General features: G+C 66.3%; 21 protein-coding genes. 12 read left to right on the forward strand and 9 right to left on the reverse strand.

Going from position 1 to position 23755, the window contains the following annotated elements:
- Together ACFWAY_RS05045 and ACFWAY_RS05050 are read left to right on the forward strand one after the other, a co-directional pair.
- A complete protein-coding gene (locus ACFWAY_RS05045) occupies positions 1 to 1407 on the forward strand; it encodes a M20 family metallopeptidase (RefSeq protein WP_378453021.1) in 1407 nt (468 codons plus the stop codon).
- Positions 1408 to 1666: 259 nt separating this feature from the next.
- Complete coding sequence (locus ACFWAY_RS05050; protein ID WP_378453020.1) at positions 1667 to 2131, forward strand: nitroreductase family deazaflavin-dependent oxidoreductase; 465 nt, start codon at positions 1667 to 1669, stop codon at positions 2129 to 2131.
- On the opposite strand, the gene ACFWAY_RS05055 is transcribed toward ACFWAY_RS05050, so the two are convergent.
- A complete protein-coding gene (locus tag ACFWAY_RS05055; protein ID WP_378509985.1) occupies positions 2118 to 3047 on the reverse strand; it encodes a LysR family transcriptional regulator in 930 nt (309 codons plus the stop codon). The genes ACFWAY_RS05050 and ACFWAY_RS05055 overlap by 14 nt on opposite strands.
- A 222-nt stretch (positions 3048 to 3269) precedes the next feature.
- Between ACFWAY_RS05055 and ACFWAY_RS05060 the strand changes: the two genes are divergently transcribed.
- From ACFWAY_RS05060 to ACFWAY_RS05085, 6 genes are all read left to right on the forward strand, one after another.
- The gene (locus ACFWAY_RS05060) at positions 3270 to 4607 is read left to right on the forward strand and encodes an MFS transporter (protein WP_378509986.1); all 1338 of its coding nucleotides are present in this window, start codon (positions 3270 to 3272) and stop codon (positions 4605 to 4607) included.
- Between the two features lie 103 nt (positions 4608 to 4710).
- Positions 4711 to 5598: an AraC family transcriptional regulator gene (locus ACFWAY_RS05065; RefSeq protein ID WP_378509987.1), complete on the forward strand. Its 888-nt coding sequence runs from the start codon at positions 4711 to 4713 to the stop codon at positions 5596 to 5598.
- 120 nt (positions 5599 to 5718) lie between these two features.
- Complete coding sequence (locus tag ACFWAY_RS05070; RefSeq protein WP_378509988.1) at positions 5719 to 7182, forward strand: benzaldehyde dehydrogenase; 1464 nt, start codon at positions 5719 to 5721, stop codon at positions 7180 to 7182.
- A gap of 188 nt (positions 7183 to 7370) precedes the next feature.
- The gene (mdlC, locus tag ACFWAY_RS05075; RefSeq protein WP_378509989.1) at positions 7371 to 8957 is read left to right on the forward strand and encodes a benzoylformate decarboxylase; all 1587 of its coding nucleotides are present in this window, start codon (positions 7371 to 7373) and stop codon (positions 8955 to 8957) included.
- A gap of 20 nt (positions 8958 to 8977) precedes the next feature.
- Positions 8978 to 10339, forward strand: a complete 1362-nt coding sequence (locus tag ACFWAY_RS05080; RefSeq protein ID WP_378509990.1) for an FAD-binding oxidoreductase — start codon at positions 8978 to 8980, stop codon at positions 10337 to 10339.
- Between the two features lie 39 nt (positions 10340 to 10378).
- Positions 10379 to 11719: an amidase family protein gene (locus tag ACFWAY_RS05085; RefSeq protein WP_378509991.1), complete on the forward strand. Its 1341-nt coding sequence runs from the start codon at positions 10379 to 10381 to the stop codon at positions 11717 to 11719.
- Here the strand turns inward: ACFWAY_RS05085 and ACFWAY_RS05090 are convergent.
- The 5 genes from ACFWAY_RS05090 to ACFWAY_RS05110 form a co-directional block, all read right to left on the reverse strand.
- Entirely contained in the window at positions 11630 to 12895 is a 1266-nt protein-coding gene (locus tag ACFWAY_RS05090) for a serine hydrolase domain-containing protein (RefSeq protein ID WP_378509992.1), read from the reverse strand. The two genes, ACFWAY_RS05085 and ACFWAY_RS05090, sit on opposite strands and share 90 nt — an antisense overlap.
- A gap of 61 nt (positions 12896 to 12956) precedes the next feature.
- Positions 12957 to 13265 carry a DUF202 domain-containing protein gene (locus tag ACFWAY_RS05095; protein WP_378509993.1) on the reverse strand — a complete coding sequence of 103 codons (309 nt, stop codon included), beginning with the start codon at positions 13263 to 13265 and terminating at the stop codon, positions 12957 to 12959.
- On the reverse strand, positions 13262 to 13600 hold the full coding sequence (locus tag ACFWAY_RS05100; protein WP_378453006.1) for a YidH family protein: 339 nt from the start codon (positions 13598 to 13600) through the stop codon (positions 13262 to 13264). Before ACFWAY_RS05100 ends, ACFWAY_RS05095 begins: the two co-directional genes overlap by 4 nt.
- Positions 13597 to 14781 (reverse strand): acyl-CoA dehydrogenase family protein, encoded by a 1185-nt coding sequence (locus tag ACFWAY_RS05105; RefSeq protein ID WP_378509994.1) that lies wholly within the window; start codon positions 14779 to 14781, stop codon positions 13597 to 13599. The genes ACFWAY_RS05100 and ACFWAY_RS05105 overlap by 4 nt, the downstream gene beginning before the upstream one ends.
- A 14-nt stretch (positions 14782 to 14795) precedes the next feature.
- Positions 14796 to 16346: a long-chain fatty acid--CoA ligase gene (locus ACFWAY_RS05110; RefSeq protein ID WP_378453004.1), complete on the reverse strand. Its 1551-nt coding sequence runs from the start codon at positions 16344 to 16346 to the stop codon at positions 14796 to 14798.
- 119 nt (positions 16347 to 16465) lie between these two features.
- Here ACFWAY_RS05110 and ACFWAY_RS05115 point away from each other — a divergent pair, with 119 nt between their 5' ends.
- Positions 16466 to 17068, forward strand: coding sequence for a TetR/AcrR family transcriptional regulator (locus tag ACFWAY_RS05115; protein WP_378453003.1), 603 nt, complete (start codon positions 16466 to 16468; stop codon positions 17066 to 17068).
- Here ACFWAY_RS05115 and ACFWAY_RS05120 read toward each other — a convergent pair.
- Entirely contained in the window at positions 17032 to 18378 is a 1347-nt protein-coding gene (locus ACFWAY_RS05120; protein ID WP_378453002.1) for an MFS transporter, read from the reverse strand. The two genes, ACFWAY_RS05115 and ACFWAY_RS05120, sit on opposite strands and share 37 nt — an antisense overlap.
- A gap of 331 nt (positions 18379 to 18709) precedes the next feature.
- Between ACFWAY_RS05120 and ACFWAY_RS05125 the strand changes: the two genes are divergently transcribed.
- Positions 18710 to 19390 (forward strand): class I SAM-dependent methyltransferase, encoded by a 681-nt coding sequence (locus ACFWAY_RS05125; RefSeq protein WP_378453001.1) that lies wholly within the window; start codon positions 18710 to 18712, stop codon positions 19388 to 19390.
- 3 nt (positions 19391 to 19393) lie between these two features.
- Here ACFWAY_RS05125 and ACFWAY_RS05130 read toward each other — a convergent pair whose 3' ends face one another.
- Positions 19394 to 20623 carry a cytochrome P450 gene (locus tag ACFWAY_RS05130; protein ID WP_378453000.1) on the reverse strand — a complete coding sequence of 410 codons (1230 nt, stop codon included), beginning with the start codon at positions 20621 to 20623 and terminating at the stop codon, positions 19394 to 19396.
- Between the two features lie 144 nt (positions 20624 to 20767).
- On the opposite strand from ACFWAY_RS05130, the gene ACFWAY_RS05135 reads away from it, so the two are divergent.
- Positions 20768 to 21547, forward strand: coding sequence for a hypothetical protein (locus ACFWAY_RS05135; RefSeq protein WP_378509995.1), 780 nt, complete (start codon positions 20768 to 20770; stop codon positions 21545 to 21547).
- A 201-nt stretch (positions 21548 to 21748) separates the two neighbouring features.
- On the forward strand, positions 21749 to 23155 hold the full coding sequence (locus ACFWAY_RS05140; protein ID WP_378509996.1) for a guanine deaminase: 1407 nt from the start codon (positions 21749 to 21751) through the stop codon (positions 23153 to 23155).
- Positions 23156 to 23277: 122 nt separating this feature from the next.
- On the opposite strand, the gene ACFWAY_RS05145 is transcribed toward ACFWAY_RS05140, so the two are convergent.
- A complete protein-coding gene (locus ACFWAY_RS05145; protein WP_378452997.1) occupies positions 23278 to 23745 on the reverse strand; it encodes a DUF4440 domain-containing protein in 468 nt (155 codons plus the stop codon).
- Between the last annotated feature and the right edge of the window lie 10 nt (positions 23746 to 23755).

The raw sequence follows: 23755 nt of genomic DNA on the forward strand, positions 1-23755 counted from the left end.
ATGAGCACCACGCACGACCTTGCCCGCCTGATCGACGAGCTTGCACCCCGGTTCAGCGCGCTCAGTGACGCGATCTGGGACAATCCCGAATTACGTTGGGAAGAAACAGCATCAGCAGAAAGTCACATCGAGCTGGCACGCACGGAAGGGTTCCGCATCACCCGGGCGATCGGTGGTGTGCCGACCGCATTCAGCGCGGAGGCCGGTTCGGGTGAACCCGTCATCGCCATTCTGGGTGAATACGACGCGCTCGCCGGCCTGAGCCAGGAATCCGGCAACCCCGAACGCACCCCCGACCCGTCCAACACCTCGGGTAACGGCCAGGGCTGCGGCCACCACCTCCTCGGCGCCGGCTCGCTGCTCGCCGCCACCGCCGTCAAACGCCATCTCGACGAGAACGGGCTACCGGGCACCGTCCGCTACTACGGATGCCCCGCGGAGGAAGCCGCAGCGGGCAAGACCTTCATGGTCAAAGCCGGGGCGTTCGACGACGTCGACGCGTCGATCTGCTGGCATCCGGGCGACAGCACCCTGGTGCAACGTGACCACAGCCTCGCGTACATGCAGTCCTATGTTCGCTTCACGGGCGTCGCCTCCCACGCCGGAGCGTCGCCGGAACTCGGCCGCAGCGCATTGGACGCCCTCGAACTGATGAACGTCGGCGTCAATTTCCTCCGCGAGCACATGCACTCCGACTGCCGCATCCACTACGCCATCCTCGACGGAGGCGGGCGCTCGGCGAACGTCGTCCAGCCGTACGCCGAGGCCTACTATGTCGTCCGGGCACCCAACGTCCGGGACATGCGCGCACTGTTCGAGCGCGTTCGCAAGATCGCCGAGGGCGCCGCGTTGATGACCGAAACCGCGGTGGAGATCGAGATCGACGGGGGCTCCTCGAACCTCTTGGGAAACACGGTGCTGGAAGAATCGATGCAGGACACGCTCCTCGAGCTCGGTCCGGTGCCGTTCGACGAGGAAGACCTGGCAATCGCACGAAAGTTCCGCACGGACAAGCCGATCGACATGTTCGGCACCACAATCGAAGAGGGCGACAGCCCCCTCCACGACGGCGTGATCACCTTCGTCGCCGGCGCGCCCCGGCGCGTGCTCACGGGGTCGACCGATGTCGGCGACGTGAGCTGGGTCACTCCCACCGTGCAATGCACCACCGCCTGTGTCACTCGCGGCACCCCCGCGCATTCATGGCAGCTGGTCGCCCAAGGGAAGCTCCCCGCCGCACACAAGGGCATGATCCACGCGGCCAAGGTCATGGCCGGATCGGCGATGAACCTCCTCACAGATTCAGCCCTGCTGAAGCTCGCGACGGAGGAGTTCCTGGAACGAACCACCAAACAGCCGTACGACTCGCCGATCGACGACGGAGTGATCGCACCACCGCTGCGGTAGGCAGTGAGACGGGCACTCATACGAGTGCCCGTCTCAGGCGTGCGCTGGATCGAATCCCGACATGGTCGTCCTCACCGGCGACCAAAGCGGTCAGGAATCGAGAAGCGCTGACCACCGGGCCGCACCTAGCGTCATTGCCATGAACATCACTATTCAGTCGAGCTTCCTCGGCGGGTCGAGCCGGGAGATACTGTCAGGAGCTGTGGATCTGGCTCTGTCGTAAATGTCGCGAGGCGAATGGACCGATTGGAGAGAGCACATGACGACGAACAACCAAGCAGGCAAGCGGAAGCCCGGAACCCCCGGCGCGTTTTCGCGGTGGATGCAGCGAAAGATGAACGCCCGCATGAACCGCAAGATCCGACGTGGCCACGGCCAGTTCATGGGCATGGACGTACTGATCCTGAACACCGTCGGCCGCCGAAGTGGGGAGCCGCGGCAATCGCCGGTGGCGTGGTTCGACGACGGTGGTGACGCCCGGCTGGTCGTCGCGTCGGGCGGCGGTAGCCAGAACCCGGACTGGCATGCCAATCTGATGGCGCACCCCGACAAGGCGACCATCGAACTGCCCGGCCACGGCGCCACGCCGGTGACCCCGCACCAGCTCGACGGCGCCGAGCGTGAGCAGGCATGGCAGCGCATCGCCACCGCCCAGCCACGCATCGCGAAGTACCAGAGCAAGTCCGACCGGGAATACCCCGTGATCCGACTCACCGCGCGGTAACTACATCCCGATTCCGGTTCGTCTCGGCGCCCAAGGCCCTTCTCACCGTGGCACGGAACCATTCGGTGCCGGGGTCCGGAAGCACCCTCTTGTAGGTGTAGAGCGAAATCTCTACGGCTGGAACGGAAAACGGTAGTTCGAACGTTTTCACGTCGGCCATCCGGCAGAACTTGTCCGACACCGACCGGGGGATGATCGAGAGATGGGGCGTCTTCTCGATCAGCTGCGGAAGGGCCGCGAAATGCGCGATGCGCAACGCGACGTCGCGTGAGTGGCCGAGCAGGGACAACGACCTGTCGACGTCCGTGTGGCCGGCGCTCACATCGACGGCGACATGACGCTCGGCCAGAAATTCGTCGAGTGTCGGATCGGTGCCGACACGCGGATGCGATGCGCTGCAGATTCCGCAATAGCTGTCACGGAGCAGGATGTCGCGTTCGAAGTCGGGCGCGGTGATCCTCGGGGTGCAGATGACGGCGTCGGCCTGCCCTTGCCGGAGTTCGGTCTCGACCACGGCGAAGTTGAGCGGAATGATGTGGACGTCGACCCCCGGAGCAGTCTCCGCGATGAGACCGAGCACCGGCGGTAGCAGACTCACTTCACCGAGGTCGGTGGCGTGGAGTCGGAAGGTGCGGCGCGACGTCGCGGGATCGAACTGGCCCACACCACTCACCGTGGTGTCGATGACCTCGAACGCCTGACGAAGCCTCGGATACATCGCACTCGCCAGTTCCGTCGGCTGCAGACCTGACGGCGATCGGCTGAAGAGGCTGTCGTTGAACTGTTTCCGCATCCGGCTCAGGGCGTGGCTGACCGACGGCTGGGTGAGCGAGAGGCGCTCGGCAGTTCGTGTGACGCTCCGTGTCTCGTACAGGAGCAGGAACGTCCGCACCAGATTCAGATCGAAGTCGGTCATGAAATGAAATAGACACCATCGATGGGGGTATGTCAAACATTCATTGGAGCTATTCCGCCCCGCCGGATACCGTGACGTGCAGCACAGCGAGGGCCGCCCACCCGGGACACCCACCGACGAATTGTCGGCGCAGGTCCCCGGTTCGGTGTGGCGCAGCCAGACCCGACGGCCACTCGCCAGTCGCCCGATGAACCCTCACACCATTGCGAGAGAGAAGCCGACATGAGCGATCAATCAGCCACGGGACAACGAGAAGGGTCCGGGACATCGGCGCGCGTCGTGCTTCTGCTGTGCCTGCTGGCCGTCGTGTTCGAGGGCTACGACATGGTGGCCTACGGGACCACCCTCCCGTCGATGCTCGCCGACCCGGCGTGGAACCTGACCCCGGCGCGGGCCGGAGTAATCGGAAGCTACGCGCTCGTCGGCATGTTGGTCGGCTCGATCTTCGTCGGCGGGATCGCCGACCGACTCGGGCGCCGAACATTGATGATCAGCGCCACCGGGTGGTTCTCGGCCTGGATGGGCGTGTGCGCCATAGCCCCCGACGCCACACTGTTCGGAGTGGCGCGCTTCTTCGTCGGCGTGGGCGTCGGCGCACTCATTCCACTGGCCGCCGCCATGGCGGTCGAGTTCTCGCCCAAGGGTAAGAACCACACCTACAGTGCCATCGTGTGGGCCGGCTTCCCCGGCGGCGGCGTTCTGGCGTCCCTCCTCGGACTCGTGGTGGTGGATGCGTTCGGTGTCCGGGCCATGTACTGGATCGGCCTCGTACCACTCCTGGTGTTCGTGCCGATCATGCTGAAGTTGCTGCCCGAGTCGCCGAGCTTCCTGCTCGCCCGCGGCAATGTCGACGAAGCGAACCGCATCGCCGACCGCGCCGGAATCGATCGTCCGGAGCCTCCGCGCCCCGGTGAGAAAGTGGGGCCGCGGGCCCTGTTCACCCGGGAGTTGCGGCGCGCAACCCTGCTGTTCGGGCTGCTCAGCGCATGCGGGCTGCTGCTGACCTACGCGCTGAACACGTGGCTTCCCAAGTTGATGCAGTCGTCCGGATTCGGCAGCAGCTCCGCACTGACCTTCCTGCTGGTACTCAATGCCGGCGCCATCATCGTTCCGCTGTTTGCTTCCCGGCTGTCGGACCGGATCGGCCCGCAAGCTGTCACCGCCGCATCGCTGGCGAGTGCCGCGGTGGCGATCCTGGTCCTCAGCACGGATGTGTCCTCGTGGTTGTTGTTCGCCCTCGCCTTCGTCGCCGGTGCCGGAACGATCGGCGCTCAGGTCCTGATCTACGGATTCGCCGCCTCATACTTCCCGGCGTCGAGCCGCGCGGCCGGAACAGCGTGGGTGGCCTCGGTCGGCAGGCTCGGCGGCGTGACGGGTCCGACGCTGACCGGTCTGGTGATCGCCAACGGGTCGAATGTCGCACCCGCCTTCTACCTGTTCGCGCTGATCGCCGTCATCGGTGCGATCGCCGCACTGCTGGTCCCTCGGCAGAGGAAGAATCCGGCCGTCGAACCGGCCGCGACGGTGCCCGGAATCGCGCGGCAGGACGCAACGACGTGAAGCTCGAGTAGCGTCATACTGTTCGAGCAGAACTGTCGTGCAGGCGAAGATGTGGTGTGGTGATGCCGACGTGAATCGAGTGACGGACTACTGGAGCGAGATCATGTCCACCGAATTCGGTGGACTCGCACCTCGGCTTGCCTCGGACGCCCCGGTCACGGGGACGATGCAGTCGGTCCTGCTCGGCAACGTGGAGGCCTTCACCATCTCGGGGACACCGCAGGTGCTGAGCCGCAGCCCCCGAGCCGCTCGGCGGAATCCGTCCGAGTCGTTGAAGCTGTGCGCGGTGAACAAGGGTCGCGCAGTTCTGCATCAAGGGGAGCGGGAACTCGTCGTCGACCGAGGTCGTGCGGTGATGTACGACGTGGCCCTGCCGTACGAACTGTCCTTCACGGACACCTGGTCGTGCTCCGTCGTCACGTTTCCACGCCACTCGTTCGTTCTCACGCCGAACGAGGTCCGGGAGTGTTTGGAACGCACCTACGACGTGCGGGCCGGGTCCGGCGCGCTGCTCGAGCACTTCGTCACGACCGCGGTCGCAGAGGGCGCCGACGTGGACCCCTCGGCTGCCACCCTGCTCGGTGACGCGGGCATGAGCCTCGTGTCGGCAGTGCTCACCGCGCCGGAGACTCGCTCGACCCCGCCCTCGTCCGCGGTTCGGGACCAGATCCTCCGCCATGTTCGCCGCAATCTCGCCGACCCGGGCCTCAGCGTCGGGTCGATCGCGTCGGCACTGCACATGTCGCCGCGCACATTGCAGCGCATCTTCGCCGACTACGGCCACACCCTCAGCGCGGTCATCCGCCGTGAACGGCTGGCGAGCGTTCACCGGGACCTCACCAACCCGAATCTGCTCGACCGCACCATCTCTTCGCTGGCGTCGCGATACGGCTTCTACGACGCGCCCGCGTTCACGCGCGCGTTCCGTGCCGAGTACGGGATGACACCGTCGGATGCCCGGCACCAGGCCCATCCCCACACTGTCGCCTGACGGCAACAATCCTGTCGCTCCGGGACAACACGGGCCCCCGCATCCGGGGCACAGTGTGTTCCACATCGCTTCGTTCCCGTGAAGTGATCGACGTTATCGACTCTATGAATGGGAGCTGACATGACTGACCTTCTCGGCGGCGAGACCTGGTCCGGCAAGATCTTCGACGGCAACTGGGTCACCGCTTCGGGCGGCAGCATCAAGGTGACCGAGCCCGCCACCGGCGCCGTACTCGGCGAAATCGGCGCAGCGGACGCGTCCGACATCGACCGCGCCGCCCGCCGCGCCGCGGCCGCTCAGCCGGCATGGGCCGCCCGCACCGGTCACGCCCGCGCGGACGTATTGCGCAAGGCCGCAATGACACTCGACGCGAACCGCGCCGAGGTCGAGCGCTGGCTGATCCGCGAGGGCGGCGCCGTCCCGGGCAAGGCCGCTTTCGAGGTCGACCTGGTGCTCTCCGAGCTGTGGGAAGCGTCGGCCCTGCCCACCCAGCCGTGGGGTCACCTCCTGCCCACCAGCCAGGAAGGCCGCGTCAGCATCGGACGGCGTGTTCCGTTGGGTGTCGTCGGCGTCATCAGCCCGTGGAACTTCCCGCTGGTCCTGGCGATGCGGGCGGTCGCACCCGCCCTCGCTCTCGGTAACGCGGTCGTCCTCAAGCCCGACGTGCAGACCGCGATCAGCGGCGGCGTCGTGATCGCTCAGCTGTTCGCGGCAGCCGGACTGCCGGAAGGAGTACTGCACGTACTCGCCGGGGACGCCGAGCCCGGGCAGGCGCTGTCCGAGCACCCTGCCGTCTCCCTGATCTCGTTCACCGGCTCGACCTCCGTCGGACGCCAGGTCGGTGCAACCGCGGGACGGACACTCAAGCGCGTCTCGCTCGAGCTCGGTGGGAACAACGCCCTGATCGTCCTGGACGACGCCGACCTCGATGCCGCGAGTTCGGCCGGCGCCTGGGGCTCCTTCCTCCACCAGGGCCAGGTCTGCATGACGGCCGGACGGCACATCGTCCTCGAATCGGTGGCCGATCGGTACCTCGAGAAGCTGACGGCGCGCGCCGCCAACCTCCCGGTCGGGGACCCGAACACCGGTCAGGTCGCGCTCGGCCCCCTCATCAACGAGCACCAGGTCGCCAACGTCGATCGCATCGTCCAGGCAACCCGCGACGCCGGAGCCGAGATTCGCACCGGCGGAACATTCGAGGGATTGTTCTACCGGCCGACCGTTCTCGCGGGCGTCACCCCGTCCATGCCGGCCTTCCAGGAAGAGATCTTCGGTCCGGTCGCTCCCGTCGTGGTCGTCAAGGACGAGGCGGCAGCGATCGCCGTCGCCAACGACACCGAGTACGGTCTGGTCGCCGCAATTCAGACGGGTTCGGTCGAACGCGGAGAACGCCTGGCCGATCAGCTCCGCACGGGCATGGTCCACATCAACGACCAGACCCTGAACAACGACGCGTATGCGCCGTTCGGCGGTACCGGAGCGTCCGGAAACGGCACGCGATTCGGAACGCAGAGCAGCTGGGACGAGTTCACCCAGTGGCAGTGGCGCACCAGCCGCTCTGTGGCGCAACAGTTCCCGTTCTGACAATCGCACACCCCTCGGGTCTGCCGGCCGATCGCGTCACACCGCGGTCGGCCGGCAGACTGCGTTCACCAAGTACATGAATACCTTCTATGCCCCTATTGGAAACATTCATTGGAGCTATTGTCCCAGGAGCGTTAGCGTGGACGCGGAGACACAGGCGGTGTCGCCGATCACACGAGGGAGAACCGATGGCAACGGTGAGTGAAGTGACGTACAAACTGTTGCGGGCCCGGGGGCTCACCACCGTGTTCGGCAACCCCGGATCGAACGAACTCCCCTTCCTCTCCGGAATGCCGGACGACTTCCGCTACGTGCTCGGTCTGCACGAAGGCGCCGTCCTGTCGATGGCGGACGGGTACTCGCTGGTCACCGGGGAGGCGACTCTGGTGAATCTGCACGCCGCGTCCGGCTCCGGCAATGCCATGGGCGCGCTGACCAATTCGGTCTACTCGCACAGCCCGCTCGTCGTCACCGCAGGCCAGCAAGTTCGATCGACGATCGGGCAGGAGGTCATGCTGTCCAACGTCGACGCAGGCACGTTGATGAAGCCGCTGGTCAAGTGGAGCAGCGAGCCCTCGTGCGCGGAAGACGTGCCGCGCACCATCAATCAGGCCATCCACACCGCGCTCCTGCCCGCGAAGGGGCCGGTCTACGTGTCCGTTCCCTACGACGACTGGGCGGCGGAAGCTCCCGCGGAATCCGCCGGTCTCGTCGGGCGCGACGTGCACAGTGCCGCTTCCCTGTCCGGTGATCAGATCAGCGATCTGATCGAGACGGTGGAGTCGGCCACGAACCCGGTTCTCGTGCTCGGCCCGGCGGTCGACGCCGATCACGCCAACGCCCATGCGGTGCTCCTGGCCGAGAAACTCCGCGCACCCGTGTGGATCGCCCCGTCCCCCTCACGTTGCCCGTTCCCGACACGGCACCCGACCTTCCGCGGCATTCTGCCCGCCGGCGTCGGTGACTTGTCGAAGACCCTGGAGGGGCACGATCTCATCCTCGTCGTCGGAGCGCCCGTGTTCCGCTACCACCAGTACGTTCCGGGCAACTACCTCCCCGACGGCGCCCGGCTGATCCACGTCACCGACGACGGCGGAGAAGCGGCGCGCGCCCCGATCGGTGAGGCGTACGTCGCCCCCGTCGGGAGCACGCTCGAAATCCTCGCGAACATGGTGAAACCCAGCGACCGCTCCCCACTTCCCCCGCTCGGGAACATCGAGGAGCCCGTCTCGGTCGGTGCCGGACTCGATCCCGCCCAACTGTTCGCCCTGGTCCGAGCGGGCGCTCCGGACGACGCGATCTACGTGAACGAATCGACGTCGACGTCCGACGCGTTCTGGTCGCAGATGGATCTCACGCACCAGGGCAGCTACTACTTCCCCGCGTCCGGAGGTCTGGGTTTCGGGCTTCCCGCCGCTGTCGGGGCGCAACTCGCCTCCCCGGACCGTCAGGTCATCGGCCTGATCGGAGACGGTTCCGCCAATTACGGCATCACCGCTCTGTGGAGCGCCGCGCAGTACAAGATCCCGGTGGTCGTCATCATCTTGAACAACGGCACTTACGGTGCGCTGCGCGGGTTCTCGAAGATCCTGAACACCGGCGAGACTCCGGGTCTCGACGTCCCGGGAATCGACTTCGTCCACCTCGCCGAAGGCTACGGCGTGCGCGGCACCGCGGTCGCGACCGCCGAAGACTTCACCACCGCGTTCAAGTCCGCCCTGGCCTCCGACGAACCGACCCTGATCGAAGTGCGTACGAACTTCGACGAATCGTGAATGCCGACCGAGGATTACGCATGACTCTCATCGATACCCTGAAGGAACTCGTTCCCGCCGACATCGTCGTCACCGACCCCGACACGATGGAAGGCTACCGCCGCGACAGCGCCGATCTGGTGACGGCAGGCAAGCCGATCGCCGTCCTGCGTCCCCGCACCACCGCACAGGTGTCGAGCATCATGAAGTGGGCAACGCAGACCGACACTGTCGTCGTGCCGCGCGGCGCAGGAACCGGGTTGTCCGGCGGAGCAACCGCTCTCGACAACTGCGTCGTGGTGAGCATGGAGCGCATGGACTCGATCCGCGAGTTCGACTCGACGAACCACACCGTGGTGGTCGAAGCCGGAGTGGTCAACGCAGACGTGGGCCGGGCGGTCGCGGACGCCGGGTTGTTCTACCCACCCGACCCGGGAAGCTTCGAAGTGTCGACGATCGGTGGCAATCTCGCGACCAACGCCGGCGGCATGCGGTGCGTGAAGTACGGGGTCACCCGCAACTCCGTTCTCGGACTCGAGGTCGTTCTCGCCGACGGACGCGTGCTCCGCACGGGCGGAAAGACCGTCAAGAACGTCGCGGGTCTCGACCTGACTCAGCTCTTCGTCGGCTCCGAAGGCGCCCTCGGCATCATCACCGCGGCGACTCTCCGGCTTCGGCCCAAGCCCGCGGCCACCGCGACGTTCGTGGCGAGCTTCCCGACACTCGACGCCGGCGGTCGGGCTTTGAACTCCATCTTCGCCGACGGGGTTACCCCGAGCATGCTCGAGATCATGGACAACGCGACGATCAACGCGGTCGAGGACTACCAGCGAATGGACTTGGACCGGGGCGCAGCACTTCTCGTGATCGGCCAGGCAGACGGAGCCGACGCTCTCGCGCAGGTCGATCGGATGGTCGCGTGTTGCGACGATGCCGGGGCCGACCTGTCCGTGTCGACGTCGGATCCTGCGGAGTCGGAGATGCTGCTCCAGGCCCGGCGGCTCGCGGGGTGGGCCACGATGGAGCAATTTCCGACCATCATCGAAGACGTCGGCGTTCCGCGAACACGGCTGGCCGAACTCCTGTCCACCATCGCCGACATCTCGGAGGACACCGGGGTCCGCATCGCTACCGTCGGTCACGCCGGTGACGGCAACGTCCACCCGATGCTCCTGCTTCCCGACCTCGGTGAGGACGCCCGCAATCGGGCGATGGTCACCGCCGACCGCATCTGCGCTGCAGCGCTCGCCCTCGACGGAACCATCACCGGTGAGCACGGCGTGGGAGAACTCAAGCGGGAGTGGCTCACCCACCAACTCGACGACGTCTCGCTCGATGTGCAGGCAAGCATCAAACGGGCACTCGATCCGAAGATGCTGCTCAATCCCGGCCGCGGGTTCTAGCCGAACGCCTTGTCGATCTCATCACCCGAAGGAATCACGATGACTTTCACGTTCAGCGAATGGCTCGGCTTCGAGTCACACAGGCGCCGAGTGCTTCTGGGTGACTGCGAGGGTGCGGCGGTGGCCGCGAGAATCTCGCACAACGCCTACATCTCGGTGGTGGACCACGTAGATCCACCCATTGCCGACGGTGAGCTCGCGGGTGTGCCGTTCGCGGTGAAGGACAACATCGACGTGGCCGGTATGCCGACCACAGGTGGGAGCCCGCTGTTCGCACTCGACGTCCCCGATATCGACGCCGGTGTGGTCAGCACGTTGCGTGAGGCCGGAGCGGTGGTCGTCGGCAAGACCAATCTGCACGAACTCGCCTTCGGGATCACGAGCAACAACGCCACGTACGGTCCGGTCCGGAACCCGCTGGACGTCTCTCGTGTGGCCGGCGGATCGAGCGGAGGCAGCGCTGCGGCGGTGGCGCTGGGAACGGTGCCGTTCAGTCTCGGCACCGACACCGGAGGATCGGTCACCATACCGTCGGCATTCTGCGGGATCGTCGGATTCCGTCCCACCACCGGCCGGTATCCGAGCGACGGCGTCGTCAACCTGTCGTTCTCGCGAGACACGATCGGTATTCACGCCCGGACGGTCGAGGACGTGCGCCTCGTCGACCGCGTCATCACCAGAACGAGCCCGATGATCGGGATGCCGGATCCAGCCGACCTGGTACTGGGCACCGTCGCGAGCCGGTACGACGACATGGAACCCGCGGTCGCGGAGGCGACGCACCTCGCGCTCGACGACCTGCGCGCGAGCGGTGTGAAGATCGTGGAGTTGTGCATGCCCGACGATCTGACGCTCGCCGCGGAGCCTGGAATCGAGTTGGTGTTCTACGAGGCTGAACGCTTGCTCGCGGCGCGGGTGAACAATGGTCGCGGACAGACCGGCCCCGTCGACATCGCGGATCTGACCGATGCGATCGGATCGCCGGATGTGCGGGCGATCTTCGAGTCCATCGCCGCCACCCGGGTCACCGCATCGGCGTATGAGCAGGCGCGCCGCAGACGGTGGCAACTTCGGCGTCTGTACGAGGAGACATTTGCCGCCGCCGGGGTGCACGCGCTGATCGCCCCCACCGTTCACGTTCTTCCGCCTCACATCGGACAGGACGACACCATCGACGTCAACGGGCGACCCCAGCCGGTGTTCCCCACGGTGACGCGCAACTCGGCCCCGGGCTCGGTTGCCGGGGTACCGATGCTGTCCGTCCCCGGCCGGGCTACCGCTGAGGGATTGTCAGTGGGCCTCTGCCTCGAGGGCCGCTTCTTCGAGGACCAGCAGCTTCTCACCGTCGGTGACCTGGTCGGCAACATTCTTCACCGATGACGTCGACAGGTGTGTCCCGAGCCGGGTGAACACCGCCGGGAACGGTGGCGTCGCGACGCACGGCGAGATGATCTGCGATCCGAAATGTGCGACGACGAGGTCGAGTTCGCGGGAGACGAACAACCGCTGGCCGTGGATTCCGCTGGCCATGAAGGAGTCGAACGGGTCGTTGAGAATCCACCAGTAGTCCCGGTAGCTCATCGTGGCAGGCGAATTCGCCGCCGCACGCGGCAACCGCACCTGAGCGGTGGCTCCCTCGGAGACGGTGCTGATCGCGCGCACCACCGACTCCGGGACGATCTGGCGTTCGCCGAGAGCGCCGCCGCAGCGGAGCATCTCCCCCACCTTGGCGATGTCCCGGAGTGTCGCCGCGTACCCCCCGCATGCGGTTTCGGCGCCGGCGGCGTCGAGGATGTACCGGGCGTCCTCGTCGGCGCCGATCTTCGACCAGATCAATTCGCTCATCAGTTCCGAGACGGTCGCGCCGGTGACGCGGCTGATCAGCGCGCCCATCGCCTCACAGCTTCCGTTCTCGTAGTGGAAGACCTCACCGTACGGGCCGGTCGCGCGGGCCGTCGTCAATCGGTCGAGCAGGGTCGTCGGGCCGTCGTATCCGTCGGGCCGCATCGCGGGGGCCACGACTGCCCACCACCGGTGCGCCTCGACCTCACGATGAAATTTTCGTCCCCCATAGGCCACCTGTGTCGTCATGTCGAGTAGATGACGAATGGTGGCGTCGCCGAACGCCGTTCCCGCCAATTCGGGAACGTACGTGGAGACCTGATCGTCCCGCGTGAACAACCCCTGGTCCTCCAGAATCCCGGCGAGCAGGCCGATGAACGCCTTCGCCATCGACGCGGTCAGGTGCAGGTCCTGACGGCGAAGGCCGTGCAGGTACTGCTCGTAGACGACCGCGCCGCGGTGTAGCACGATCATCCCGTCCGAATGCGAGTCGACGAGGAACTGGTACAGGGTGCTCGCTCCGCCGCCGCCGGTCTCGACGGCGAGCCGTGAGAGGTCCTGCAATTGCTCCGGCAGTTCCCAGCGCGAACCGTCGCCGCGCCAGACTCGACGGGTGGGGCCGGTCTCGCCGACGGTGGTCGCCTGCCGGCGGACTTGCGCCGGATCGGTGAATCCGAGCGTCCATTTCAGTTCTGCGAGTGGCAATTGCGACACAGCTGATCTCCTCTGTCGGATCGGGATACGGGTTGGAGATGTCCCGCGGGACATCGGTTTGTCAGGCCAGTGCGGCAAGGGCGGCGCCGGCCGTCGCGACAACGGCGAGGCTGACAGCGGCGGGTATCAGAAGGGCGAGTGGGCGGGGGTCGTCGATGCGCCGGCGGTATCGGCGGTGCCGCGTCACGGCGCCTGCGACCACCGACGCGGCAGCGACGCAGGCTCCGGCTACCGCAACGACGTGGGCGATGTGCGGGTGCACGAGCGCGGCGCGCACGAGTGCGGCGAGGCACAGGCAGACCGCCGGCAGTGTGCGGCGCCACGCCAGCACCGTGCGTTCGGCCTGCAGCCCCGGCGGCAGCGCGGTCACGTCGCCGCCCAGACGACGCCGAGCGCGGCGGCGAGACACACACCCGCGACCACGGCCGGAGCCAGACGCGATGCCGGTAGCGGCACGGCGCGGCGCATCGCGGACTGCACCGACCGCCACCGCAGCAGCGCACCGACCGCGACGAGTGCGGCCAGCAGGATGCAGACCGCGCCCAGCGCGTCGTGGAACGCGGACCCACCGCGCGGCAGGTAGAACTGGCTGACCGCGACCCCGCCGGCCAGAAGTGCGAGCGCGGTGCGGATCCAGGCCAGGAAGGTCCGCTCGTTGGCGAGCGTGAACCGGTAGTCGGGCTCCGTCTCCGTGTCGGCGCTCACGGGAGCAGGAGGAATCGTGCGATGCCGTTCTTCTGGATCTCGGAGGATCCGGTGAGGATCCGGAACATCCGCAGACGCTGGAACAGCGATTCCACCTCGCTGCCGCGGACGACTCCCGACTTGCCGTGGATCTGCACGGCGGCGTCGGCGATCGCGAACGCCTTCTCCGCCACGAACAGTTTGCACATGAAGGCTTCGATCCGCGGCCGCTCGCCCCGGTCGAGCGCGGCGAGTGCGTCGTAGGTCATCGACCGAGCCGCGTAGTAGTCGGTTGCCATGTCCGCGAGCCGGTGCTGGATGCTCTGCAGCATGCCGAGCGGCGCGCCCTGCACCTGCCTGGTGCGGGCGTAGTCGACGGCCAACTCCAGGGCTCGGCGTGCTCCGCCCAGAGCGGTCGGGCAATGCAGCAGTCGGTTGACCGTGACGCGTCCGAGCCCGATCTTCAGCCCCTGCCCCACGTCACCGAGCAACTGTTCCGGTCCGACGTAGCAGTCGTCGAGAACGATGTCGGCCTCGATGTGCTGGCCCGACATCGGGGTCTCGCCTTGGCGCACCGTGCATCCCGGGGTGTCCAGGTCGACGAGGAACGCGGAGTAGCGCGGGTCGGCGTCGCCGTCGTCCGCCATCTTCGCGATGAGGATGGAGAAGTCCGCGAACGGCCCGGCGGTGGAGAACACCTTGTGTCCGGTCAGGCGCCAACCGTCGCCGTCCGGGGTGGCGGTGGTGAGCATGCCGCGCACGTCGGAGCCGGCATCGTTCTCCGTGAGTGAGAAGCAGCACGCGCGTTCGCCACGCGTGACGGGGAGCAGGTATTTCTCGATCTGGTACTCGGTGGCGTACTGGAAGATGCTGCCCACCCGCAGCGGTCCGCCCATGTCGCCGAGTACCGAGGTCGACAGCACCCGCGGTGACGCGCCCACTTCTTCCTTGAGCGCGGCGAGTTCGGTGAACGACAGTCCCGCGCCGCCGAGGTCCGCGGGCAGGCTGACACCGTAGAAGCCGAGTTCCCGGCTGCGTCGCCACACCGGCTCGAGCGTCTCGCGGGTGTACACGCTCTCGGGGGTGACGCCGAGTTCGCGTTCGTAGTCGGCGAGTTCGCCGTCCAGGTAGTTCCGCAGCCGTGCGACGAGGTCGTGCAGGCGAGGGTTGTGATCGTAGGTGGGATTCAGGGTGAAGGTCATCGAAGGCTCCGCTTTCAGTTGACGTGGCGGGCGGCCTGCGCCCAGTAGGATTCGCGCACCGACTTGCGGTCGATCTTGCCGTTGCGGTTGACGGGGAGCCTGTCGACGAAGTCGATCGAGCGGGGCTTCTTCATGCGCGCAAGGCGTTCGGCGCAGTGCTCGATCAGCTCGTCCTCGGTGACCGGGGTGCGCGTGACCACGACGGCTTTGACTGCCTCGCCCCACTTCTCGTCGGGGACACCGACGACGCACGCGCCGGACACGGCCGGGTGCTCGTACAGCGCGGCTTCCACCTCGCTGCAGTAGATGTTGAACCCGCCCGAGATGATCATGTCCTTCTTGCGGTCGACGATGAACAGGTATCCGTCGTGGCGGAAGTATCCGACGTCCCCGGTGTGGACCCAGCCGTCGACGAAGGTCTCGGCACTCAGATCCGGCTCGTGCCAGTACTCGCGCACACAGTCGGGGCCGCGCGCGACGATCTCGCCGATCCCGCCGGCCGGCAGTTCGTTGCCTGCGTCGTCCACCACGCGAACCTCGGTGTCGAATATCGGCCGCCCGCACGACATCAGCAGTTCCGGATCGGATTCGACGCCTCGCACGACGTCGTCATAGGTGAGCACGGTGATGCCACTCGTCGTTTCCCCGAGACCGTATCCCTGCATGATGACGGGGCCGAACATCGCGACGGCGTCGCGCAGCCGTTGCGGTGAGACCGGGGCGCCGCCGACACCGACGCACCGCAGGCTCGACAGGTCGACGTCGTTCGCGGCGGGATGGTCCATCAGCATGTTGAGCATCGTCGGAACGACGAAGGTGGTGGTGATGCGTTCCTTCTCGATGGTGCGCAGGAACAACTCGGTGTCGAAGGCCGGCAGGACGACGACCGCGCCGCCGCGGGCGAGCACGCCGAGCATCATCATCCCGGAGGCGTGGGTGATCGGCCCCGGGGCCAGGTACCGGTCCGTCTCGGTGGGCGCACCCGTCGGGCTCATCAGGCGTTTGCGCATGTTGGCGAGTCGGTTTCCGTACGTCTGCACGGCGGCCTTGAGCTTTCCGGTGGACCCGGAGGTGTAGTTGAGGACGGCAGGCGCGTCTTCGGTGAGGTCGACGGCGACGGGATCGCCGAGTCCGTCGGCGAGGAGATCCGCGTACCGGTCCGCGCCGGGTGCGCTGTTCCCGTAGTCGTAGACGGCGATGTCGAGGCCCAGGTCCGCGACGACCTTCAACGCGACGTCCGCGTGCGCGGGGTCGACGAACAGCGTCGTGACGTTCGCGTCGCGCAGGACGTGGCCGAGTTCGTCGGCTCCCAGGCGCGCGTTGACGGGCACGCGCACGAATCCCGCCTTGCACACGGCCATCTCCGTCACGACGAGTTCTCCGCAGTTGCCGGCGAACGTGGCCACTGCGTCGCCGATCCCGAGGCCGGTGCGCATCAGCGCGGAGGCGAGACGGTTGGTCGAGTCGTCGAGTTCCCGGTAGGTCAGGCGACTCTCGCCGCACACCACGGCCTCGCTGTCCGGCCGGAACTTCGCACTCCGGGTGAGGTAGGTACCGAGATTCATGCAGGCTCCAAGATCGACGTGTTGATCGTTATTGGACATAGTGTCCAGCATCGGGCGCGATGTCAAGGGTGCACTATGCTGACGGGACTGCTGGCGTGAGACGAAGGGCGGAAGTCACCGTGGCCACCGAAGACCGGCGTGTGCGCCGCACCAAGCGGCTGCTGCGCGACGCACTCGTCGCGCTCGTGCTCGAACGGGGCTATTCCGCGGTCACCGTGGAAGACGTCACCGAACGCGCCGACGTCGGCCGCGCGACGTTCTACACGCACTACACGGACAAGGACGAACTGCTCGGCCAGATCGTCGCCGACCTCGGCGAGGACCTGAAGGAGCGGTTGCGGCCCCTCGTGTCCGACTCCTCGGTGGGGTTCACCGGCAAACCGGTACTCGAAATGTTCCGGCACGCCGCCGAGGAACGCGACGCCTACCGTGTCGTACTGCGCGGCGAGGGCGACGGGCGCGCACTGCGGAGATTCGTCGACGAACGCACCGCCCTTGCCGCCCAGATCTTCTCGGCCCGATCCGCCGCGAACGGGGTCACACCCCGCATCGACATGGAAGTGCTGGCGCGGGCGTGGGTGGGCGAACAGGTGGCCGTGCTGCAGTGGTGGCTCGAGTCCGATCCGCCACCGCTCACACCGGAAGCCGTCACCGAAATGTTGTTGGAGCTGTCGCTGCGCGGGCGCTACTGGGCATCCGGCTTCGACGGCTCACCCGCGTAGGACGAAGACGCCACCTGGCAGTCGCGCACGGCGGCGCTGTCTCGTGCGTACGGCCGGTACAGCAGACCCGAGCACAATCCGTTGACAACGGTGAGCACCACGGTCACGAGCAGGAGCGCTCCCTGCAACCCGATCGCATCGCCCAGATAGCCGACCAGCAGCGCATATCCCGCGTATGCGAGCGCCTCCACCGTCGACAATGACACCGCGAACGCCAGCGCCCGCTGTTCCGGGCGCACCACCGCCATGATCAGTGGACGATTGACCACCGGCACCTGCCCTTGCAGGAACCCGACCACCGCGAAGATCGCGACGAAGTATCCGATCGACGACGTCGGCATCTGCAGTTCGGCGAATGCCGCTGCCGCGAAGGCCAACTGACTGGCCTGCAGCATCATCACGCGCCCACTCGCGGGCCACCGGCGGTGCACGGCGTCGTTGAGGCGCCCGCCGACGACGGTTCCGAGCAGATACCCGATCGCGAACGGCGTCGCCGCGATCGCTGCAGTGGCCGTCGAGAATCCGCGCTCCTCCACCAGGAACACGACGCCGAAACTCATCATCACGTTCTGCCCCGAGAACAGCCGCTGCACCAGGATGTAGCGGAACGACTTGATGCGCAGCAGCTCCCGCACACCGGCGACGACGTTCTGCGCCTTCTCCTCCGCTTTCATCGCCGCTTCGCCGGCTCCGCGCTCGCCCCGGCCCGGCCGCGTGTCGTCGAGAAACACGACGACGAGAACACCGATCAGAATGCACATACATCCGGAGAGGACGTAGCCGTACCGCCAGCCGTCGTCGAATCCCGACAGCTGGCCGAATAGCGGGGCGCTCACCCCGGTGATGATGGCGACGCCGCCGTACAGCATCCCGGTGGCCCGGCCCCGCCGTCTGTCGTCGTAGAGGTCGCCCATGATCTCGAGAGCGATGGGCCCGGCGCCTGCGAAGCCCGCAGCCGCGATGCCGTACAGGATCACGAACTGGGTGAAACTGCTCGACAGGCCCGCCAGGACGACCCACACACCCCAGAAGCCCGAGCACGTCGCAAGCACCGCACGCCGCGAGAATCGTTTGGCCAGGAACACCCACGGAACCGCGGCGAAGATTCCCACCGCCTTGGACACCGCCACGATGACGCCGAGCGCCGACGACGAGAGCCCCAGCGCCTCCCGCATCAGGGGGAACAGCACCGTGGTGATGCTGTTCTCGGCGTTGTCCATCGCGGTGGAGGCCGTGAGCAGACCCAGGTTCTTACCCCGGTTCCGCCGACCTGCCCTCAGCGTGGGCGTGGTGGAGACGTCCAGTGCCATCTGCGTCCTCTCGACGAGTCACCCTGCGATTCGCATGGTCCGCATCACAGGAGCCAATGCTGGCGACAGTATCCACAAATAGACGTCGTGTCCATAATCGTCCCTTGAGAAAGTTCCGGATTCTTGACGCGTTTTCCGGACTCGTGCTCGCAGGAGATCGACTGCACCGGGACCGACACCTCATCACCCCTGTTCACAGCCCTGCCATGCAACCGGCAGTCCTGCAAAACCGACCCCGCACCCGTTAATCTTCAAGCGACAACGGCGCAGCCAGTCGACCCGCACGGGTTCGAGCGCCGTGGGAACCCGGATATCGACGAGGAGCGCGCCCATGCCCATGGCACCGTTCGACCCCATCACCGCGATCTACACGCCGGCTCACGCCTGGATGTACGAGACGATCGTGGCACCGGCCGTCTACCGCTCACGCCACGTCATCGACGAGTACTTCCTGCCGCATCTCCCACCCAACGCCCGCATTCTGGACGTCGGATCGGGCGGGGCGCTGTTCACGAACTACCTCGCCGACCAGCGCCCCGACGTGCACATTCTCGGTCTCGATCTGTCGGAGGCCCAGATCAAGCGCGCCACCAAACGCATGCGTCACTACGGCAACCGGGTCCGGTTCGACGTGGGCGACGCCACGCAGCTCGACTTCGCCGACCAGACCTTCGACGGCGTGATCAGCTACGGCTCCATCAAGCACTGGTCGTCGCGTGAGGCCGGGCTCGCCGAGTGCGTGCGCGTCCTCAAACCGGGTGGCCCGCTGCTGATCACCGACGCGGACCGCAGCACGAGTTTCGAGGACGCCGAAAAGTTCGTCGAGAACTACAAGGCGCCGCGCGTTCTCGGCAGCATCAATCTCGCGATCTTCCACACCTGGATCGCCGGCCGCTCCATCAGTCTCGACGAGGCGCGTGACCTCGCGAGCCGACACGATCTCGTCGACGAGCACGTATCCCGCATCACCGATATGCCGCTCGTCATGATTGCCGGGCAGCGGCCTGCGTGAACCTCATCGTCCGTCACGTGTCCGGGCCGGCAGTGCGGCGACGCCATTGATGAACGCGGAGAGCAGCAGTTCCGGTTCGCCCACAGCGTGGAGTGCGGGGTGGGCGGTGAAAAGTTCTTCGAGCATGACACGCAGCTCCAGCCGTGCGAGGTTGATGCCCAGGCAGTGATGGATGTCTTTCGCGCCGAAACCGAGATGCTTGCCGGCGTTCGCCCGGGTGATGTCGAACCGGTCCGGACCGTCGAAGACGCGCTCGTCGTGGTTCGCGGACAGGTACCACATGACCACCTTGTCGCCCGCCGCGATGTGGGCGCCGCCGAGCTCGGTGTCGACGGTCGCGGTGCGCCGCATGGAGGGCACCGGGGAGGCGAAGCGGATCACCTCGTCGATCGTGTTGTCGATGTGGCCGGTGAAATCGGCGAGCAGCAATTCTTTCTGGTCGGGGTGCTCGCTGAGCAGATGCAGCGCCCAGGCCAACGCTTGCCGGGTGGTCTCGAAACCAGCCGTGATCAGCAGGATGACGAACGAACCGAACTCGGTCGGCGTGAGGGTCTCGCCGTCCACCATCGTCGACACGAGCCGGGACGTCAGATCCTCGCCGGGGTCTGCCTTGCGTCTCTCGCCCAGTTCCAGGGCGTATCCGTAGATCTGGCCCAGGCCGGCCGCGCCGCCGGGTGCGGTGACGAACTCCTGATCACCACCTCCGGCAATGACGTCGGCCGCCGCGGCCAGGATCATCGGCCGATCGCTCTCCGGGATCCCGAGCAGCTCGCAGATCACCTGCACCGGCAACCGGGTCGCGACGTCGGGGAGGAAGTCGAACTCGGCATCGCGGGGAAGGTCCGCGGCGATCTGCGCAGCGTCGCCGCGCATCCGCTCGGTGATGCCCCGCACCGAGGTGGCGGTGAATGCCGATTGCACGATGCCCCGCAGACGCTGGTGACGGGGGTTGTCCATGGCGATCATCGACATGGCGAACTCGAGGATCTCGACCGGGACATCGTCGATGGTGAAGCCCTTGGCCGAGGAGAAGACCTCCGGGTTCCGGCTCACCGCCACCACGTCGTCGTATCCGACGACCGACCAGAAGCCCGGACCGGCTGTTTCCGTGTGGAACTCGATCGGCGACCGCTGACGAAGCTCCTCGAACAGGGCGCGACGACCCGCGAAACTGCGGTCCCAGAACGCGCGTGATGCGGGCGAGATGATTTTTTCGGACGCAGAACCCGTCACCGGTCCCCCTCGGTCGGTCGTACAGATACTGCGACCCTACTGGGGAAGCAGTGGTTACGCTGATGAGGCATCACCGCAGGTCAACGGCTATGATCATAGGGTCGCCCGGCGGTGCGCCGGAGATGAAACGGGGAGGATCGACCTGTGGCGTCGAGGATTCGGCTCGGCAACCTGCGAGAGGTGCGCGATCATCCGTTGGGGATGACCGAGGCAGGATTTCGGGCCGAATCGACTCAGCACGAAGCCTTCATCCGAGGTCGCGGCCCCTTTCCCGGTGATGCCGACAGCGTCCGCTCCGAGCGTGAACTGTTCGTCACCGCGCCGGACGACGAGGTGCTCGCGGTGGCGACGATCACCGGAGTCCGCGAGTACGACGACGGACTCATCGTCGATGGAGACCTGGTCGTCGATCACGAGCGGGTGGGGACGAGGCTGCTCATCAGGACCCAGGCCGAGAACGTGTTCTCCTGCGCGGACGAGGAATCGGCGTGGGCGGGCTCGGTCGAGCGGGCTCGATGGGTCTACGTGCGGGCGCTGGTCGAGGTCGCAACGGTCAAGACGGCTTCCTTCGACCGCCGGATCGCCGCAGCAGATCCCGCCGCCGGCCCCGCGATGATCCTGGCCACTGCCAATGAAACGATGCAGGTGGTGCCCCGGTACGTGATGATCCACCGCAGCGGAAAGCTGCGTCTCGGTGGGCCGTACGCCGACACCGCAGACTGGGACAGTCACGTCGAACCCTGGACAGATTACGGATACGTCGATTGCCTGCGCCTCGACGACGTCCTGGGCACCACCGGCGACCTCGACATCGACATGCTTCGGCCACTCACGTCGCGGGCCGCCGCCGCGGAACTCCTCGAGTCATTGGGCTGGGACAAGGTCATCCGCCGATTCGTCGACAACCGCACACCCTTGCAGTAGCACCCGGCCGGCAGTGATTGCCGCGGGCGCTTGGACTGTTCGGCCGCGACCAGGGTCTGATCGGTGGCATTGTAAGTACGGGCTGTTATCTCATCGTGGGTGCGGCATGGCCGCACTGGTGCTACTCGGCTGGGTTTCGTCCAGCCGCCGAAGTTCATTGCAGAAGGCATGATCCGTTACCACTCGACGGGAGTTCATCGCATGGCCACGCATACTCATCTCGGGCACATCTTCCACATCGCCGGCGCGCCGAAAGTGACCGAAGCCGCGGCTGCCCTGGTATCGATTCCCGACGGCGCCCTGGTGCTGGACGACGGCGGGCGAATCGCGTTCTGCGGTGACAGAGCCGAGATCCCGTCGGAGTACGAGTCCGGCACCGTGCACGACCACAGGCCCGGTTTTCTGCTGCCGGGGTTCGTCGACACCCACATCCACTTTCCGCAGACCTACGCCGGCGACTCCTACGGCGGCGGCCAGCTGCTGGAATGGCTGACCCTGTGCATGTTCCCGTCGGAGACGAAGTTCTCGGACCCGGAGTTCGCGCAGCAGGCGGCAGTCGAATTCACCAACCGGCGCATCTCGGCGGGCACCACGGCCGCCATGGTGTTCGGGTCGGCGTTCCCGCATGCGCAGGACGCGTTGTTCACCGAGACGCAGAAGGCCGGTCTGCGCATCGTCAGCGGCCGCGGAATTCAGACCGTCGGCGGCGAAACCGCTCAGCCGCTGATGACCTCCGAAGAGGACGCAATCCGGCTCACCCGTGAGGAGATCGAGAAATGGCACGGCGCCGACACCGGCGATGTCGCCACCGCGTTGCTGCACGTCGCGATCATCCCGCGGTTCTCGTTGTCGGTGACGCCCGAAACCCTGAAGAACCTCGGGGAGCTCTACGAAGAGGTGCGGGACCGCGGCGTGTACGTGCACTCGCACCTCAACGAGAACAATCGCCCGGGCACTGGCGAGGTCGACTCGACCAAAGAGACCTATCAGGTGGATTCATACCTGGACACCTATGACGGGAAGTTCCTGCCCGGCTCGGAAGTGGGCGGCAAGAGCCTGCTGGGCCGACGCACCATCCTCGCGCACTGTGTGCACTGTCAGGATGTCGAGCTCGAACGGATGGCCGAGACCGGTACGTCCGTCTCGCACTGCCCGATCTCGCAGCTGTTCCTGGGATCCGGAACGATGCCGTGGAAGCGCACCGTCGCCTCTGGCGTGAACATCTCGGTGGGAACCGATTTCGGCGGCGGCGACGAATGGCTGATTCCCCGGGTGCTCGGCGACGCGTTCAAGGTGCACATCACCGAGGCGGGCGACGACGGGGTGTCGATGCATCCGGCCGAGATGCTGTTCGTCGGCACCCTCGGCGGTGCCCGGGCCCTGGACATGGAGAACCGGTTCGGCAACTTCGACGTCGGGAAGGAAGCCGACTTCGTCGTCGTCGACCCGTCCGGCACACCGACGCTCGACGGGCTGCTGCGCAACGCCGTTCGCGCCGCCGACCCCGACCTGGCCCGCGATCAGACCCTGTTCGCGCTGCTGATGGGGATTCGCGATACGTCCATCTCCGAGGTCTACGTCGCGGGCCGACGAGCCAAGGCGTCCTAGAGACGACGGTGCGCGCCGTGACCGCCTGCACTGAACACCGAGAGGTGAAAAGTGATGAAAGCTCAGGCGGTCCCGGCGAACACACCGAAATTTGTCAGCGGCCGTCGACCCGTGACTCGGCTCTACGGGTTGACCGAGGAATGGTGGTTGGCGATCAACCACTTTCCGTCTTCGTACCGATAGACCCATGTCACCCTGGCCGCCACATCTTGACCGTTGGCATTGATGACCCAGCGGCCCACGTTGTATGCGAGGTTGCAGTCCGAATATTTGAAACTTTCTTCCATTCGGGCTGTCGGATCGGCCTTGATCAGGTTGACGAAATACTCCGTTATCTCCTCCGGAGTGTCGGCGATTGGCACCGACAGAGTCGGCAGCAGCACCGCGTCCGGCCGGTACAACGCGGCTACCCTGCTCGCGTCGCCGCTTACCAGTGCATCATTCCAACTGGTGAAGAGCGCATCCAGTTCACTGTCTGTAGCGCGGACGCAATTGTCTTCGGAGTCAGAGGAACTGTCCGACGAACAGGCGACCGCCGAAATTGCCAACGCGAGAATTGCAAAGCCCAAGCCGAACGGTTTGGCATTCATACCAACCTCC

The organism is Rhodococcus sp. NPDC059968 (assembly GCF_042738615.1).
Taxonomy (GTDB): domain Bacteria; phylum Actinomycetota; class Actinomycetes; order Mycobacteriales; family Mycobacteriaceae; genus Rhodococcus_F.